The sequence below is a fragment of the Hydrogenophaga sp. Root209 genome, from assembly GCF_001428625.1.
Classification (GTDB): domain Bacteria; phylum Pseudomonadota; class Gammaproteobacteria; order Burkholderiales; family Burkholderiaceae_C; genus Hydrogenophaga.
This window is the reverse complement of sequence record NZ_LMIE01000006.1, coordinates 1-17,858: the sequence shown is the minus strand read 5'-3', so window position 1 is coordinate 17,858 and position 17,858 is coordinate 1. Positions and strand designations below refer to the sequence as shown.

13 protein-coding genes are annotated in these 17,858 nt (G+C 57.6%); 8 read left to right on the top strand and 5 right to left on the bottom strand.

The genetic code is table 11. The features are described from left to right. A complete protein-coding gene (tal, locus tag ASE11_RS06610; RefSeq protein WP_056268335.1) occupies window positions 1-942 on the top strand; it encodes a transaldolase in 942 nt (313 codons plus the stop codon). A 300-nt stretch (window positions 943-1,242) separates the two neighbouring features. On the opposite strand, the gene groL is transcribed toward tal, so the two are convergent. After that, window positions 1,243-2,886, bottom strand: coding sequence for a chaperonin GroEL (gene groL / locus ASE11_RS06605; RefSeq protein WP_056268332.1), 1,644 nt, complete (start codon window positions 2,884-2,886; stop codon window positions 1,243-1,245). Between the two features lie 45 nt (window positions 2,887-2,931). Next, window positions 2,932-3,222 (bottom strand): co-chaperone GroES, encoded by a 291-nt coding sequence (gene groES / locus ASE11_RS06600; protein ID WP_056268329.1) that lies wholly within the window; start codon window positions 3,220-3,222, stop codon window positions 2,932-2,934. Window positions 3,223-4,065: 843 nt separating this feature from the next. Between groES and ASE11_RS06595 the strand changes: the two genes are divergently transcribed. The 4 genes from ASE11_RS06595 to ASE11_RS06575 all read left to right on the top strand — a co-directional run bounded on the left by ASE11_RS06595 (window position 4,066) and on the right by ASE11_RS06575 (window position 8,508). Continuing rightward, window positions 4,066-5,397 (top strand): ImmA/IrrE family metallo-endopeptidase, encoded by a 1,332-nt coding sequence (locus ASE11_RS06595; protein WP_056268326.1) that lies wholly within the window; start codon window positions 4,066-4,068, stop codon window positions 5,395-5,397. 21 nt (window positions 5,398-5,418) lie between these two features. Next, window positions 5,419-7,023, top strand: a complete 1,605-nt coding sequence (locus tag ASE11_RS06585) for an adenylosuccinate synthetase (RefSeq protein ID WP_082585573.1) — start codon at window positions 5,419-5,421, stop codon at window positions 7,021-7,023. Between the two features lie 16 nt (window positions 7,024-7,039). Next, entirely contained in the window at window positions 7,040-7,690 is a 651-nt protein-coding gene (locus tag ASE11_RS06580) for a DUF7002 family protein (protein ID WP_056268314.1), read from the top strand. A gap of 254 nt (window positions 7,691-7,944) precedes the next feature. After that, entirely contained in the window at window positions 7,945-8,508 is a 564-nt protein-coding gene (locus ASE11_RS06575) for an AAA family ATPase (RefSeq protein ID WP_056268311.1), read from the top strand. Between the two features lie 348 nt (window positions 8,509-8,856). Here ASE11_RS06575 and ASE11_RS06570 read toward each other — a convergent pair whose 3' ends face one another. The 3 genes from ASE11_RS06570 to ASE11_RS06560 form a co-directional block, all read right to left on the bottom strand. Next, window positions 8,857-10,044, bottom strand: coding sequence for a hypothetical protein (locus ASE11_RS06570; protein WP_156406252.1), 1,188 nt, complete (start codon window positions 10,042-10,044; stop codon window positions 8,857-8,859). Continuing rightward, on the bottom strand, window positions 10,025-11,074 hold the full coding sequence (locus ASE11_RS06565) for a nucleoid-associated protein (RefSeq protein WP_056268303.1): 1,050 nt from the start codon (window positions 11,072-11,074) through the stop codon (window positions 10,025-10,027). Before ASE11_RS06565 ends, ASE11_RS06570 begins: the two co-directional genes overlap by 20 nt. A gap of 695 nt (window positions 11,075-11,769) precedes the next feature. Next, entirely contained in the window at window positions 11,770-15,750 is a 3,981-nt protein-coding gene (locus ASE11_RS06560) for a hypothetical protein (RefSeq protein WP_156406251.1), read from the bottom strand. 409 nt (window positions 15,751-16,159) lie between these two features. Here ASE11_RS06560 and ASE11_RS06555 point away from each other — a divergent pair, with 409 nt between their 5' ends. The 3 genes from ASE11_RS06555 (at window position 16,160) to ASE11_RS06545 (ending at window position 17,836) form a co-directional block, all read left to right on the top strand. Beyond that, the gene (locus ASE11_RS06555) at window positions 16,160-16,813 is read left to right on the top strand and encodes a hypothetical protein (RefSeq protein ID WP_200959318.1); all 654 of its coding nucleotides are present in this window, start codon (window positions 16,160-16,162) and stop codon (window positions 16,811-16,813) included. A 265-nt stretch (window positions 16,814-17,078) separates the two neighbouring features. Next, window positions 17,079-17,453 carry a nucleotide pyrophosphohydrolase gene (locus ASE11_RS06550; protein ID WP_056268768.1) on the top strand — a complete coding sequence of 125 codons (375 nt, stop codon included), beginning with the start codon at window positions 17,079-17,081 and terminating at the stop codon, window positions 17,451-17,453. Then, window positions 17,450-17,836 carry a hypothetical protein gene (locus ASE11_RS06545; protein WP_056268292.1) on the top strand — a complete coding sequence of 129 codons (387 nt, stop codon included), beginning with the start codon at window positions 17,450-17,452 and terminating at the stop codon, window positions 17,834-17,836. Before ASE11_RS06550 ends, ASE11_RS06545 begins: the two co-directional genes overlap by 4 nt. Window positions 17,837-17,858: the final 22 nt, after the last annotated feature.

The window sequence follows — 17,858 nt, the reverse complement described above, 5'->3', positions numbered from 1 at the left end:
ATGAACCAGCTCGACGCCCTCAAACAATTCACCACCGTGGTGGCCGACACCGGCGACTTCAAGCAGATCGCCGCGTTTGCCCCGCATGACGCGACGACGAACCCGTCTCTGATTTTGAAGGCGGTGCAAAAGCCCGAGTACGCTCACTTGCTGAAGGACGCCGTGGCGCAGCACGGCGCTCAGGGGCTCGACGAGGTGACGAACCGGTTGCTGGTGCGTTTCGGCTGCGAAATCCTGCAGCTGATTCCGGGGCGTGTGTCGACCGAAGTGGACGCCCGCCTGAGTTTTGACACCAAGGCCACGGTGACCCGTGGGCGCCGCATCATCGAGCTGTACCAGAGCGAGGGTGTGTCTGCGGAGCGCGTGCTGATCAAGGTCGCCTCCACCTGGGAAGGCATCCAGGCCGCGGCGCAGCTGGAGCGCGACGGCATCCACACCAACCTCACGCTGCTGTTTTCGTTTGCCCAGGCGGTGGCTTGCGGGCATGCCAAGGTGCAACTGATCTCACCTTTCGTAGGCCGCATTTACGACTGGTACAAGAAGAACGCCGGCGCCACCTGGGACGAGGCCGCCATGGCCGGCGCCAACGACCCCGGTGTGGTGTCGGTGCGCGCCATCTACAACTATTACAAGAAGCACGGCATTCCCACCGAGGTGATGGGTGCGAGCTTTCGCAACGTGGGCCAGATCACGGCGCTGGCCGGCTGCGATTTGTTGACCATCAGCCCCGACCTGCTGGCCCAATTGGCCGCCAACGAGGCGCCCTTGAGCCGCGCGCTCGATGCCGAAGCCGCAAAAGCCATGGACATACCTGTCGTGACCCACGACGAAGCCAGCTTCCGCTTTGCTCTGAACGAGGATGCGATGGCGACTGAGAAGCTGGCTGAAGGCATCCGGGCGTTTGTGGCTGACACCATCAAGCTCGAAGCCTTGATGCGCTGAGTCCTTGTTCGTTGGCCCGGAGCGCATGGGCGCCCGGGCTGGCCGGACGGCTCATCAGCCGCTTCGCGTCAGCAAATCGCCGTCCGGCCAGCCCGAGCACCCATGCTTTGGGTGAGCGAACAGCATGAAAAGAAAAAACCCCGCGAGGCGACTCGCGGGGTTTTTTTGGGCGTTTGCAAGCACACCAGGGTGCACCTACGACGCAGCATGAGGGCCTAGCGCAAGGCGCATGGGCGCTGACAGTAGCAACGCTACGGCAAGCCCATGCAACGCGGCGATCGGCCCTCAGGCAAGGAGAGCTTACATGCCCATGCCGCCCATGTCGCCCATGCCCATGCCGCCACCACCCATGGCAGGCGCGTCATCCTTTGGGGACTCGGCAACCATGGCTTCGGTCGTCAGCATCAGGCTGGACACCGAAGCGGCGTTCTGCAGCGCGGTGCGGGTCACTTTCGTGGGGTCCAGAATGCCCATTTCGATCATGTCGCCGTAGGTGTCGTTGGCGGCGTTGAAGCCGTAGTTGCCCTTGCCAGCCAGGATGGCGTTGACCACCACCGACGGCTCGCCACCGGCGTTGGCCACGATCTCGCGCAGGGGCGCTTCGATGGCTTTCAGCACCAGCTTGATGCCGGCGTCCTGGTCGGCGTTGTCACCCTTGATGGTGCCAGCAGCCTGACGGGCGCGCAGCAGGGCGACGCCACCACCGGCCACGATGCCTTCTTCCACCGCAGCGCGAGTGGCGTGCAGGGCGTCTTCGACGCGGGCTTTCTTTTCCTTCATTTCGACTTCGGTGGCAGCGCCAACCTTGATCACGGCAACACCGCCGGCCAGCTTGGCCACGCGCTCTTGCAGTTTTTCGCGATCGTAGTCGGAGGTGGCTTCTTCGATCTGCACGCGCACTTGTTTCACGCGGGCTTCGATGTCAGCGGCAGCGCCGGCGCCGTCGATGATGGTGGTGTTTTCCTTGCCCACTTCGATGCGTTTGGCCGAACCCAGGTCGGCCAAGGTCACTTTTTCCAGCGTCATGCCGACTTCTTCGGCAATCACTTTGCCGCCGGTCAGGATGGCGATGTCTTCCAGCATGGCTTTGCGGCGATCGCCGAAGCCAGGAGCCTTCACAGCCACCACTTTCAAGATGCCGCGGATGGTGTTGACCACCAAGGTCGCCAGGGCTTCGCCTTCGACGTCTTCGGCAATGATCAGCAGCGGACGGCCCGCCTTGGCCACCTGCTCCAGCGTGGGCAGCAGGTCACGGATGTTGGAGACCTTCTTGTCGTACAGCAGCACGAAAGGGTTGTCCAACAGGGCCGACTGCTTCTCGGGGTTGTTGATGAAGTAGGGCGACAGGTAGCCACGGTCAAACTGCATGCCTTCGACGACGTCGAGTTCGTTCTGCAGCGATTTGCCGTCTTCCACGGTGATCACGCCTTCTTTGCCCACTTTGTCCATGGCGTTGGCGATGATGTCGCCGATGCTGGAATCGCTGTTGGCAGAAATCGAGCCGACCTGGGCGATTTCCTTGCTGGTCGTGGTGGCCTTGGAGGCCTTCTTCAACTCGGCAATCAGGGCTTCCACAGCCTTGTCGATGCCGCGCTTCAGGTCCATCGGGTTCATGCCGGCGGCCACGTACTTCATGCCTTCGCGCACGATGGCCTGGGCCAGCACGGTGGCGGTGGTGGTGCCGTCACCGGCGTTGTCGGAGGTCTTGGAAGCGACTTCCTTGACCATCTGGGCGCCCATGTTCTGAAGCTTGTCCTTCAGTTCGATTTCCTTGGCCACGGACACACCGTCCTTGGTCACGGTGGGGGCGCCGAACGAGCGCTCGAGCACCACGTTGCGGCCTTTGGGGCCCAGGGTGACCTTGACCGCGTTGGCCAGGATGTTCACACCCTCGACCATGCGTGCGCGGGCTTCGCCGCCGAAAATGACGTCTTTTGCTGCCATGTTGATTTCTCCAGAATTCAGTTAAAAGAAATGAAAAGAGAAGAATTACTTCTCAACAACCGCAAACAGGTCGTCTTCTTTCATCACCAGCAATTCGTTGCCGTCGACCTTGACGGTCTGGCCGCTGTACTTGCCGAACAGAACGCGGTCACCGACCTTGACGTTCATGGCGGCGAGTTCGCCTTTGTCGTTTTTCTTGCCAGGACCGACCGCCAGGATCTCGCCCTGGTCAGGCTTCTCTGCGGCTGCGTCGGGGATGACGATGCCGGAAGCGGTTTTGGTTTCGCTGTCAATGCGCTTGACGATCACGCGATCGCCGAGAGGACGAAGGTTCATTGCATCTCCTGGATATGGAACGGATGGGAAGGGGGCTCAGGTCGGCGGTGCCGACGTGGAGCCGGGCGGATGTCGCCGATCACTTGGGGAAAAGTTTGTTAGCACTCAACCCCAGCGAGTGCTAATGATAAGGGCGACGGCACCCCATTTCAAGGCCGGCGTGCTTTATTTCTGGTGCAAGCGGTGCATGAGTGCGGAAAGCCACTCATCCTTCTCTTCCGCGCCACTGCACTTTCTCTCGCTGCGAGAATTCTCATATTGTGAAAAATATGGACGCTGCAGCCACTATCTGCCTGATTTCCTGGATCTAGGCCGCTGACATTTGGAAGCGGTATCCGCCGTCATGAATCGAGCAAGGAAGAGCCGAATGCCTGCCGCAGAGTCGAGGCGGCGACTAAATGCCCCGTCTGAGGCTACCTGCTGCGGGCCAGTCGTGCAGCGGTTGCCGACGACGGTTGCGGCCAAGCGCACTCAATGACTGCCAGAAAGCGGCTGTAGGGAACAGCGATCCGCTCTTGCACGAACTGCGGCTGTGCGAAGTACTGCGGTCATGAGGCTCCCGCGACTCGGCTGTGCCAAGGCCAAAGCTTGTCGGGCACCTGGTCTTGCAGGGACAGATGTCGTGCAACGCGCTGCCCATCGAATGCCCGACGATGGGCGCCGCTGTCCTTCCAGACGTCGTGCTCGAATGATTCAGTCCAGTCTGGACCAGTCACCCATCCGCGAGATCTCCAGGCGTACAGTCCTGACTCATTACACCGCTAGGAAGTACTTGGGGCGAGCGAGAAAGACACTACGCCAGGCGTACGAGACGCGCAAAAAAAAGGACACAATTGGGCAGAGATGGAAATCATGGCAACAGCGTACAAGTGGACTAACCCCTCCGTTCTAGCATTCGCACAAGGGCAAGACCCTGTGGAGATGATGGAGCGTGCGGCCAGGGAGGTTGCTCTTGCAGCTATGGACGAGGGATGGACCGGCCCCCCGTTTGATCCACTGAACCTCGCAGAGCGGCGAGGTCTCAAGATTGACGCGCGCGGCGATATTCCCGATGCGCGATTGATTCCGACGGCATACGGGTCGGTGCTGCAGTACAACCCGACACGCCCTCGCGGCCGCTTGCGATTCTCGATCGCTCACGAGATTGCCCACACACTCTTTCCAGACCACGACGAACAGGTCAGAAACCGACTTACCCACGACACCTACGCCCGAGGGGACAACTGGCAACTTGAGGTGCTCTGCAACATTGGTGCTGCGGAACTGCTCATGCCTGCTGGCAGCTTCTCAGATTGGGCAAAAGAGACGCCGTCCATTCAGAAGGTAATGGATCTCCGCAAGCAATTTAACGTGTCCGTCGAGGCTTGCATCATCAGACTCGTGAAGCTGTCAGCCCAGCCTATGGCGGCTTTCTGCGCCTCTGTGCACGACGATGGGTCCCGTCGGGTTGACTACGTCATCTCGAGCAGTGGATGGCGCTGCCCGGTTAAGGTTGGGCAAAGAGTGCCTGCAAGTAGCGTACTCGAAGAGGCTACAGAGATTGGTTTCACCGCCATCCGTCAAGAAGAGTGGGTGAATCAACATCCATTGCAGGTCGAGTGCGTTGCGCTTGCGCCCTATCCAGGTTCGGCAGAGCCACGCGTGGTTGGGTTGCTGATTGAACCTGAGACCGCAGGGTATTCGCCTCGAGCTGTCGACGAAGTGGATGGAGATGCGTTACAGCCGCGTGGCGGAGGCAGAAAGTTGCTCGTGCATGTGGTGCCCAATACCTCACATGCCTGGGGTGGGGCTGGTTTTGCCTCGTCTCTTCGTCGCAGGTTTCCTGACACTTGGAGCACCTTCCGCGACCACTATGCGCGGGAGCACTCCACGCCGCGCCTGGGTGAAGTCGTCTTTGCTGATGTCAGCGATGACCTCTCGGTGGCACACATGGTTGCTCAGGCCGGCATCGGCCAGTCCTCCGTGCAACGGTTGCGCTATGCCGCGCTATCCGAATGCTTGAAGAAGGTGCAGGAGCACGCGTGTGACCTAAATGCAACGGTTCACATGCCTCGCATAGGAACTGGTCACGGTGGAGCCAATTGGCAGCTGATTCGCGAGTTGATTTCTGATGAATTGGTGGATAAAGGGATAAAAACAACCGTGTATCGGTTGCCTCCAAGACTTGGGGCATAGCAAACACAAAGTGGAGGGTGGGTGAAGCTAGGCGTAATCGTCATAAGCGGCAAAGTCTGTTCAGGAAAGACCACTCTCGCAAAGGAGATTGAGTCTCGCTTCGGCATTCCCGTCCTCACCAAATCTGAACTGTTGGCTGAGCGACTTCATGAATTGAGAGTCGTGCCGAATTCCCGGCAGGAGGCGCGCCTTGAAACGGACACGGAAGGCAGGTGGCTTAAGGAAGCCATTGCACGCCGAATGGTCCTGGGTCCGCTGGACCAAACAAAACCCTTTCTGATTGAGGGCGTTGAATCTCCCCAGCAAATTCGAGGCGTCCGCGACCTGGGGCCTCGAGTGCTGCACGTGCATCTGACAGCTCCGCAAGCAGTGCTACGCACGCGCTACAAAGCAGCGAAAACGCCATCACAAGTGGCCTTCGAGACGCGCATGAGGCGCTGGGACGCGAAGACGGAAGAGGACTTTGTTCGGGATGCTGATGTGGTCATCGACACGGAACGCTGCCGCCCGCAAGACGTTTTCGAAAGAGTGAGGGCGCGCCTAGCGCCCAATCCGTTGACAGCGAGCGCTTGTGTTGATGTGCTCATTGGCGGCCAGTACGGCAGTGAAGGCAAAGGCAACATAGCGCACTACCTCGCTGGTGAGTATGACGTTCTGGTGCGTGTGGGAGGTCCCAATGCGGGCCACAAGGTCTATAGGCACAATGACGAGGCATATACGTTCAGGCAACTACCCTCGGGCTTCCTCGGTAACCGCAATGCCAAGTTGGTACTTGGGGCAGGCGCCGTCATCGGGCTGGATACGCTGCGCAAAGAGATTGGCGAGCTTCAGATTACCCCTGACAACCTAATCATCGACCCGCAGGCGCTGCTGATTGATGATGCAGATAAGCGCTGGGAGGACGAGGTGCTCAAGGGGGCCATTGGCTCAACGGCACAGGGCATTGGCAGAGCGACGGCGCGCAAGATTCTGAGGGACCCCAACGATAGTGTTCGCCTTGCGAAGGACGAGCCTCGACTCAAGCACTTCGTCCACGACACGGTCGACTACTTTGCCGACTGCCTGAGCTCTGGCAAGAAGTTGATGCTTGAGGGGACTCAAGGAACGCTGCTCAGTCTGCACCATGGGTTCTATCCGCACGTCACCTCTCGCCTGACGACAGTGGCTGCATGCCTGGCTGAAGCGGGCCTTTCCCAGCGCCATGTGCGCCGCGTGGTCATGGTGTGCAGAACCTATCCGATTCGGGTAGGCAACTCCATCACCGGCAACACATCGGGCTACATGGGTAAGGAGCTCGAGTTCAAGGAGATTGCCAAACGCTCTGGTGTCCCCTTGGAGGAAATTAACAAGACCGAAGTCGGCTCGGTGTCTCACAGGCCGCGCCGCATTGCCGAGTTTGATTGGCATCTTCTGCGCCGCGCGCTTCTTTTGAACGGACCGACCGACTTGGCGCTGACGTTTGCGGACTACTTGGGCGTCGAGAATCAAAAATCGTACAGATACGAGCAGCTCAATGAGGAGGCTCAGCGCTTCATCATTGAGCTAGAAAAAGTCAGTGGGCTGCCGGTGTCGATGGTGTCAACCGCCTTTGCACAGCGCAACATCATTGACCGCCGGCAGTGGTAATTTTGGGGAGTAATAGATGGATATCGACAGATTCGTGCAGCGCTATCCCACGCTGCATCACATGGCAGAAGTGGGCACTTGGCAGTCCATCAAGGAGCGCGGGCTTCTCAGTACCTCCGCAGCGCTCGACCATTTCAAAATCAATGGGCGACAGCGCATCGACCTGGAGGCTACTCATCGTCCGGAGAAGGTGGCCATTGGTCCCGCCGGCGCACAAATCGTACTCCGTGACCAGAAGCCGATGCCGCGCGAGCGGATTGCCAAGGCGTTGGTTGGGGGCACCACGCCAGAGCAGTGGTACAAGTTCTTGAACGGCAAGGTCTTCATGTGGGCAGAGGAGGAGCGTCTGATGCGCTTGCTCGGTGCCCGCATGTATCGCGCGTTAGAGCACGACGTGCTGACGATTGACACCGCCGCTCTGGTTGGAAGCTACAAGGACCAGATTTCCCTTTGCCGCATGAACTCAGGCAACACCTTGCCTTACTGGCACGAGAGGGGCCTGGCCGACTTCACCTCGATTGAGGCGTATCCCGTGAATACACGCGGTGCACCGGTGAAGAATGTGGTCGAAGTGGTGGTCAACTACGCCGTCCCTGATATCCAGAAGTTCGTGATCAAGGTCAGACGGATAAAAGGAGAGCAGGTTCTTTCGAATCTGCCTCTTTAAATCAGCCAGCGCCTGCGGTTCTCTGCTTCAGCTGCGCTCGCAATGCCTCATGGTTCTTTGAAAGTGCCACTATGCGATCAGCGAAGTAGACCAGAACAAGTTGAGCCATCGGTGCCCAGGCGTCATCGCGGCATTGCACGCTTGTCGTAGGTACTTTTTGATGTCATCAATGGGATCTGTGCGCTGTCCCGTTCGGTTCTCCCAAGCAAGCTTTGACCCCTGGTATAGCAATAACATATCTGGAGCTAAAACGCATGTCCCAGACCTTCCTACTTCTTAGTGGTCCCCTTGCCGTGGGGAAAACCACCCTGCGCGACCTGTTGGTGCAGCGACACGGCTTCCAGATTGTTCGTTCGAGCAATTTCCTGCGCTCGAAAGCGGAGCAAGAAGCGGGTGGGGACGGACGCTTCGATTTACAGGAGCTTGGCGACCGACTTGACCGGGAAACCGACTACCGGTGGCTTCTTGATGAGGTGGCGAAGCCCCTACTAGCCGCTGCGCCTGAGCAAAAGCGCTGGCTCGTCGACGCTGTTCGAAAGCGCAGACAGGTGGAGCACTTTCGAGATGCGTTTGGGATTAATGTGCTTCATGTGCACCTCGTGGCTCCTGAGCAAGTCCTAAAGGAGCGCTATGAAGCCCGGGCGAAGCAACAAGGTGCGTTTTACGATGGCTGCTATGAGAAGGCTGTCGACCACGACAACGAGATGCAGTCCAGGTCGTTGGTTAGCCTCGCCGACCGAGTCATTGATACCAACGCGAATGACAGCGCGAAAGTGCTGGCCGATGTTGTTGCGGCGATTGCCCCCCAGTTCACATGACAATACGCACAGATCCTAGGGCGGTAGGTCGACAGTCTTGGACTGGTCCGGGAGAACTAGCCTTCGGCTTCGCAGCGATCGCGGTCGTTCAGGCCTATTCGTCCAGAGTCCGCTGTCAAAAGCGGTCACACACGGGAGGGGTAGACGCGACGAATTTTGAGAACTCGGTGGGCTTCATAGGACCGATGAGCGTTGCACCGATCTCTTTGTAGAGCGCTGCGACGGAGGCTTCTCGCATGGAAGCGGGTAACTCGAGTAGTTCGATGGGCGCATCACACCGACACCTCGCTTCTTCAGCTAACCTGTCATCGGTCTCGTTTGCGCAGGGTATCGTACGTCGCTAAGACCTCAGGTCGTGGAAAGTTCGGGAGCCGGGAACGCGCGCCCATCTCGCACCAAGTCAGCCAGCCATGCCACACACATCGGGAAGAACTGTGGCCACTGCGCATGTATCACCACAGCGGTGGCTGCAAACCAGACGAGCCAAACAGACCAACCGATTCTCCTCAGTGTCTTTTGCTGTCGAGTGACGCGGTCCTCGAGGCCCTTGAACAAGGGAAGCACTAGTTTTGATATGTCTTCAGGCTGAACGGCCACCTTGGCGATACGCAGTTGTGCCTCCTGCTCAATGGCCGAAACAGAATGTCGCTGGTTCGCCACCAGCTTGCCCATCACCCATGCGAAGACAGAGACACCGAGCCAAATGGTGACGTTCGATGCCAGGGAGTCAGGCCTCACACTCGCTCCGGCAATCAACAACGCGGCAGGCAAGGCAAGAAGTTGGTTCTGTATATCTGCCAGCGTCTTGTTCAGGCGCAGCATGTCATCGACGTTCTTGGCATCGACTTCCGAGCGCAGCTTCTCAAACGAGAAGTCAGCCGTGTAGAGGGTGTAGGAGGCCTTGACTCGGTCAACCAGGTCGCCAAACCTAGGAAGAAGCTCGGCCAAGCGAACGACCTTTTGACCTTTGCAGGTCTCCAGGAGTGCCGAGCGGACGATGTTGCGCTTCTCTTCCCGGTGGTGGGCCGCCACAAAGTACACCTCGCCGAACTCAGACAGACCAGGGAGCGTGACGAGGTCGCAGGCCTGGTAGTCAGGCCGCAACTCCACCTTCGCGTCGTAGCTCTTGATAAATCCTGCCGACTGACCGACCTCGTAGTCGGAAAAGGAGTGAAGCAACTGCCACAGCTTCACCGCGTCCAAGTAGTTGCGCACTGAATGAGGAGGCGATGTCTGACCATGCTCGTAACCGAGTTGGCGCACCGTGAACGCGAGCGGAACCTTGCGCAGTCTTGAGCCTTTAACGAGAGCGTCCATGTCCGCATAGACATCACCAGCCTCTGGATGAAACTCGACTTTGCGGATGTGAATGTCGGCCAGGCCTCGAACGGTTTCGGGGATGGAGTCAACCGTGGATTTGAAGTCGACGTCTGCCGGCAGCCGCCCCTCCCAGTGTGCACCTGCGTGCTCTACCCCTTCGAGATTCTCGAAGAGCCAGAGCACCCATTCATGAGGGCTAGTCGGCAATTGGGGCATGTTCCTGAATGGACCTTTTCAGTGCTTCAGTCGGGGACTTCAGGACGATGGCGTCAGCGCCCGAATCGTAAAGCACCCGCTCAGCCTGAACGTCGGCAACATCGAAAGACAAGGACACTGTACCCATCTTGCCACGCACTCGCTTGAGGAGGACATACGTCGCGCGGTGTGGCTTGAAACGGTCGTCCAGGTCGTACCCCTGACCCTCAGGGCGGTTTCTGACGTGCTCGAGAAAGTCACCTGGAGAACCGGGATTGACGTTCGCGGCAATGGTAGCCAGGGGAACCTCTTCTCGATTGTTGTCGAAGCAAGCGAAAAGCCTCTGTCGCATGACTGCCATCTCTTCGCGCTTCTGCTCTACCGTCAAGTCTTCACGCGCGTTCACAAAGTCGTGAGCGGCTCGCAGCACTGCCTCTGTGTGGTGCTTCGAGTCGGTAAAGCTGGTGCAAGCCAAGGCGTCGCGGAAATACTCACTGACCTCCGCCTGCCTTGTAGCGCCCTTGATAAACGTGAGGTAAGGCTGTTGATTGGTTTTCCATCGTGTGATGTTCACCCTGGCCGCCTCGTTAAGGTGAGCCAGGTCGATGTTCAACGTCTCGGTAAGGCTCAGCGTTCCCGCATCAATGCCGGCGCCAGGCTTGAGTTTGAGCATCGCCACAAGCATGAAATCGTGAGCGTCGCTCCGGTAACGCAGAAACAGCGCATATCCACCGCTTGCCAAGAAGGAGTCTTCCATCTGCATCGCGACCAGGGATGCAGCATGGCGCGTGAACGGGATGAACTCTAATTGTTCATCCACATAGGCACCGAGGTGAACGGGAAATCGATGCGCGGTGGGGTCAACCCCGAGCGTTCCGTTGCTATTTGCTGCCCTGGCGTACATGAGAACCAAGCTCTCACATAGACGCTGAAGCACCGGGTCTAGGGGCAACGTTTCTTCTCGCGGTTGCACAGCGACACTACCGGCGCCACGGGTTTGGACGGCCTTGTCAAGGCGGTGGATGGTGGCTTCGACAATCTCAACTGGCATGTATTTCCTCCCTTAGTTTATTTCCGCATTCGTGTGTCCTCTGCACTCGCGCCCGCAACAATGCTCACGGTGCATCAGCGTTGAGGTAGCGTAAACGCATATGACTATCGCCGAAAACGACTGCTTGCCCAACCACAGCGCTCGGTTGAGTCTATGAACACCATCTTTTGCAGCTCATGGCGTCACTTCTTTCTCCCTGCAATGTCGGTACCTCTGGGAGCGCTCATGAGCTTTAAACGCCTCAGGGCTCGTACACAGTCGAAAAGATCAAAAGTCGCCCCCTCTAATCTTGCGAGCCGCTCTCCCCTACCTGGGTGAGGTGGTGAAAATTAACAAGGTCGCAGGCGCCCTGGCCACTGTTGCCGCTTTGTTCGACTCCACGCGCTAGCGAAACTCACTGCTCTCGGAAGCAAGCCTGTCCAAGAGAGGGCTGACGGAGAACGAATAACCATCATCGTATGGGCCATGTCGACCGGGCTTGCTCACCTCGAGCTCGTCAGATACGCATCCGCAGCTTGGAGAACAACTCTGCATTCGACAAAGAAGCTGGTGCTCAAGGGATGTGGTGCTGTGCCTTCTTGAGCAAGTTGACCTTCGTCTGCTCCCTTTCGGAAAGTCCCTCGCGCTTGATGGAATCTGTCATATCAGCTCTTCTCCGCTACCTAACGACAACCTCGCATCGACCCAGCTTATCCCTAGCTCCTTATTGGCTTCGGCTTCAGGAACGAAAGAACAACCGACACCATTTGCGCATCACCGAGTTCATCTAGAGAGTTCTCATCGAGATTCTCAAGCTCACCGGCGATGATGTGACGCACCGCAGGATGCAATCCGGGCAGCATCCTCGCAAGCGCATGCCGAAAACTCGCGTCGTCCTCAGTGACCCAGAGCATCAAGAGAAGCAATATCCTTCTACTAGCGCTAGTGGCCAGTTGCTCCGCGAGTCCAATTCGTAGTTCGTCGGACGCTCGTAGTGCAACGAGCATAGCGAGCATTGCGGCAATTCGTGGCGGCCTGGAGCGTAGCACCGGCGCAGTTATTGTGCTGAGGGAGCCTTCCTGGACGAAAGCGCTTTTCACGAGCAGCGCCCTGGCGGATGTCTGACTCGATTGGCCTGAACCGTTTGTCGCTTCTGCCAACAGCTCATCACAGAAAGAAGCATCGCCCCTTTCCAATAGCAACTGGAAGATTTCGAATTGAAGGTCATAGTCCTTCGTCTCCTGCCCAATCAGCAACAGGTGGCGTGCGACCGTTTCTTCAATTCCTGGATACTGAGCCAGCGCTTTCACGGCAGCCACAGCTATTGGGAAATCAACTGCGTCCCCATACTGAGGATGCCCGCGCGACCATCTATCTGCCGCCAGTGTCAGCAGCGCGGGGATGTGTTCCGGTTGAGGGTTTGCGGCAAGAACCTCCACAAGGGCCCATCGAATAGGGCTGGGCTCGGCACGAGCCATATCCAGGAATATATCGGGTAAGGGCGTTCGCAACGGGCCTGCGAGGTAACGCACCGCCTCAGCAGTCACCCTAGCGTAGCGGTGGCCCAAGTTGTCTTCCAGGACGGATTTCATGTCATGCCGAGCGGCCACTTGAATTGCTAGCGCGCAGCTATCTCGTGTCTTCGAGTGCTCCAGAACCCAGGCCACATCTTCAAGCGGGTCTCCCTGAAGTAGCTCCTCGAAATTCAACCGGAAAACACGCACCTCCTCAGTCGCATCGGCCACGTGCCCAATCCAAGCTCGGACCGCCGAAGAGAGCACAACGTCTTGCTTCTTCTGCTGATTGAATGCTGCAAGCACTACCTCTTGGAGGACAGGAGGAAGCATCCCACCAGCCACCACCAACTGCCTCTTAAATGCCGCGTCTTCTTTCTCCGAGTCAACCCTGTTATGTGACTGGAGACGCCCCAACACCATCGCAATCTCCATCATTCGCGAGTGCCGACGGGCTGCTTCGAGCTCTGATATCACGTCCGCAATACGGCTTGGCGTCTTTTCAACGAGACAACTGAGTGCCGATGTCCAGATATCAGGGTGCGAATCCTGCTGTGTCAAACGCTTGGTCAACCGTTCGAAGAATGGTTCCAACTCAACTCTAGATACCGCGTGCCACAAGGAGGATTCCGCTTCGTGCCCCTCCATCTCGGAGAAAGCAGCATGAAGCTCGACTACGTCCAGAGCATCGTCCTTTGCAAGATCTCTTGCCCACGGTCGCAGCATATGAAGCTTATGTCGATGGTGAGGTATGGCACTCCAGTGACCGTCACGGCGAAGACGGCTGACGTAACTTTCAACGATTTCGCTTGCGGTGTACCCGTCGTCGTTCTCAGAGAGGTGTTCGGCGTAGTTCTCGCTGAAGACTTCGTTCTCAATCTGCAAGATCTCGTCTCGGATCTGCGCCAATTGCGCGGGGGTATGCTCTAGCTCTTGAACCGCTCTGTCTAGCACGAGCTCAAAACTCTCCAAGTCGTCGAGCGCGCCTTCGACTACCACGTCACTGGAGTACACGACACCGTACGAGGCGATGCGCAACGCAGCGCGAACGAACGCCTTGGTGACGTCAGGTGATAGACGCTTTAGTTCCTGTGTGAGACTGATGTGGAAGTGGTCGCGGCTATCCACCAAGACTCTTTCCACGAAGGCATCAATAAGCCTTGGTACTCTTGAATCCTGCCGAAGCCTCTCGTACCAGTCCTCCTCATGGGAAGGTGCATGCCAGTACGAAAATCTTGGAAAGGTCTTGTCCGGTCGATGCTCAATGAAACGGGCAAACTCCGCAAGATTGTTGCGTGCCGACCCGACAATCGCAGCCAACTGAAGTGCTCGTCCAAGCCCTTCACCTTCTTTGAGCAACTCGCGTGAAAGCCACTCGTCAATTTTTGAGGTGACATCAGCTCCGAGTTGCAGATTCAGTGCAAAAGTCTGAACCGCCGCTTGGACCACTCGAGCAGCTGTAGACAATCCCCACTCAGCATCCTCGTCCGGGAGCGAGGCTAGCACCACTATCAGGCTTTTCACACCTCTGCGCAGCTTCGAGTGTTGCGAGCGCAACGCATGTCCAAGGCCTGCTTCGACACGGGGGTGGTAGTACGAGAGCAGTGTATCTTGCTGACGAAAATTCCTTGCAGCGACGAAGAATGAAGCAAGTGCCACCAATCCACCGTCGTACTGCCTGTCAGCATCGGAAAACAGGTCTTCAAGACGGATGAGAAGCGGCGTCGTCACTTTGGTAGTCACCTTCAGCAATGCCCAAAGCACACTCGCAGAGTGGAAGTCGCCTCGATGTTCCACTTGGAGCCGAACCGTTTCTTCAATAGACCTCTCATGCGCACGCTCGATTGCCTTTGTTACATGCGACGCAGGGTTTCGGGTCACATCACCTTCGATGATTGGAAGCTCATCAAAGAACTTCTGGATCTCTAGGGGCGTACTGAGTTGTCCCAAAACCTTCATCTCTGCGCCGGCAGCCATGGCCCGTAGATTTCGAGGCAAGTCGTCGATGCGCGAGCGGTAGAGCAATTGGCGTTGAGCTCGGCGATAGTGCTCAGCTTCCAGTGGAATGGCCCATGGCATAACTGAATTTTTCACGTGCGCGGCGACGGCGACGTCGTGGCGCGTGGTGGCCACGATCATTCGACCAGGCGTCGCTTCAGCAAAGAACGTGGTGATCTGGTCATTCCAAGGCCGACTCTGAGGGTCAAAATCAAATCGGCCCCAAGGGTCCTCAATGTCGTACAAGACCGGGGGCAGAGTTCTGTCGTTCTTAAGCTGAGTTGGCCCAAGTGTTATGGGAACGCGAGTGAGTCCTGGAATCTCCGCGCGCAACTCCTCGAAAAGCTTTCGAGTCGCCATCGTCTTTCCTGTGCCTGACTTTCCGATGATGAGCGCAGCCGACTCTTTCCTCATCTTCTCGCGCAAGTCCTCCCAGTTCGACGGGTGGACGTATCGGTCAAGTTCATGCGAGTCCGCCAGGTAGCCGTCGTGCCGTCTGATGACCGTCGAAATCTCTTCTCGTCGCCACACTCCTGCTCCAGCACCCTTGATCCGTATGCGTGCCTCGTCCCACAGAGCTCGGACGCAGTCATTCAGCTTGGAGTTCGGGACCCTGAATCGCTGGAGCAAGATGTCTTTGATGTAGAAATCTATCAACTCCTCGCCCTTGCTGGCGAGAACGGCAACCCGTCCGGCCGCTCCCTCGTACAGTTCAGAGGAAATGCTGTGAGGCATTTCCGATGGCGACGGCCAGGCACCCGGCAGCGATACAACCATCCCGCGCGCGACACCATTCACAGACGAATCTGTCACGAGCAAGTACCGAACGTTCTTCTCAAGGAGCCTTTCTTTCACTGAGGTTCGACGGTTCCCGTGCAGCAGGAGTGCCTTGATCCCAGCTGCCGTCCAAGCATCGCCACTTCTCTTCTTCGCCTGGACCACCAGGCGGTAACTTTCGACCTGCACAATGCCGGTGACTCTTCCCGGTTCAAACTCATCCAGATCGGACTCAAGGTCCTCTTCGCTCATGGGCTCAAGCACGACTTGATCAGTCAGTCGGTTGACCATTACCAAAGCCAGTGCGATCCAGACGGATACCTCAATCTGGTAGTCGTAACCGTCTAAGGAGTAGCTTCCCGAACCCTGGGCCTCAGGGTCGCCTCCGCTACGCGATTCGTCTGTCAAAATGACTCCCTGAATGGTGCTCGCGAAAAGTCCAACTGCTGAGGCTATCCCTAGTGTTGCGACCGTTATCTATCTGCCTGTGGCCGATGACCGCCATGCTAGCTCAGGCGGGATCGGGCCCGAAGCTGCTGTGCTCTCGCCCCGAAGCTGCAGTTCGGTTGACCGCGGCTATAGTGCAAGCACAATGGCAAACACACGCCTTTCAAGGGCCCTCTGTAAGGCAGTGGGCGATGTCATCCAAGGTATGGGTGGGCACGACACGCTCAATACTCTCTTTTCGACCTCTGGCGCCCCAGGCGAGCCTCCGGCGTTGGCGCACCACTCGAAGTGGAAGGAATGGTTGTTTCGAGCAGGTCAAGATGCCAACACGGATAGCTTGCAGGTTTTGGGCAACGTGCTTGAAGAGTACATGGACACGAAGCCGGTTGACGAGGCAGAGTTTCAGCGTTGGAAAGAGGGCAAGGCAAGAATCGAGGCCGTATTAGCGGATGACGGACTGCGCTACTACCGACACGGACGGGTTCTGCCGGTGGGACGGGCAGCTGAGAGCGATCATGTCAGTCAAGTTGCCGCTCGGATGGTTCCCGCGAAACCCGGAACCGTTGATGAGGTAGTTCTGGTCGTCATTCAAGGGCTCCGCCGGGCGATGCACCCCCTTACATACCGGCGAAAGGGTGCGGAAACGATGCACTTCGTCAATGAATACGACGTGCAAGACTTGCTCCATGCCCTGCTCCGGCCTTGGGTCGTGGACGTGCGGGCTGAAGAATACACACCGAGCTATGCAGGCAGAAGCACGCGCATGGATTTCTTTCTTCCTGCACACGACCTTGTCATCGAGACAAAGTGCGTGCGGGACAGGTCACATGCAAAGGCGGTCGGCGATGAGCTTGTGCTCGATATTGCGCACTACGCGGCACACCCAGGCTGCAAGAAGCTCTGGTGCGTGGTCTATGACCCCGAGCACTACCTCACGAATCCAGAGGGGCTTAAGGATTTGCGAGGTGACCACCGGAAAAGCGACCGTAGCGTCGAGGTTAAGGTCTTCGTCGTGCACAAGTGAAAGACAGAGGGAATCTAAGCTTCTCTTCGTGGTGCAGGTGCGAGGTACAAGGTGAGTATTCAGGGGTGTCAGAGAGTTGGGTTCGAGTCTTTTTTGGCTAGAGCAAAGGCTGATTTCATCGGAGGCCTGTATTCAGCAAGCTACGTTGTTCCACTGTCGCACTTGCTTCCCTTTCGCTCGAAATGGGTTTCGCCAAACTGTCGCTAAACCTCGCAATCGTCTGGACCGTAGAGTCGGTAACAATCTGTCCTGAAAGGTGCAGGACGTGAAAAAGACCCTCATTGACATTGATGGAGCTGCGCAGGCGCTCCGGCGGTTTGCCGAAGAGCGAGACTGGCAGCAGTTTCACTCGCCCAAAAACTTGGCCATGGCCCTTTCTGGCGAGGTTGGCGAGCTCACCGAAATATTTCAGTGGATGACGGAGGCAGACTCGCACGCTGCAGCGTCCTCTCCGAAGACAGCCCAAGCCGTGCGCGATGAACTCGCGGACGTCGCTCTGTACCTGATTCGGCTCGCCGACGTCCTGGGCGTCGACCTCAACGCAGCCGTCGTCAACAAGCTCGCATCCAACGCCGCCAAGTACCCCATCGAGGCCGCGCGGGGTGTCAGCACCAAATACGACCAATTGCCCAAGCCATGATCGTCTACCAGGCTGACAAGAAGGAGTTTTTGCGCGACTACAACGACCGAGACATCGAAGAAGTTATTCATGCCAAGTACCGAGCGGCGACGAGTCGGAAGGTCGCCCAGGCAGAAGTACGGTCGTGGCGCGAGTCACTTGGGTACGTCGCCCGAGTTCTGAGCGATCAGGACATTGCAGACGATGTGGGAGTGGCCATCGAATTCATCCTTCCCCAGTCGGCCAAGCGCATCGATGTGATTCTCGCTGGACATGCTGACGATGGTTCACGGCGCCTGATCGTTGTGGAGCTAAAGCAGTGGTCTGAACCGCCCCGTATTTTGAGGAGGCTCTTTTCTCTGAGAGGATTGAGCCATGAAGAAGTCGAACCACTTTTCACCTGAGGTCCGCGAACGCGCCGTTCGC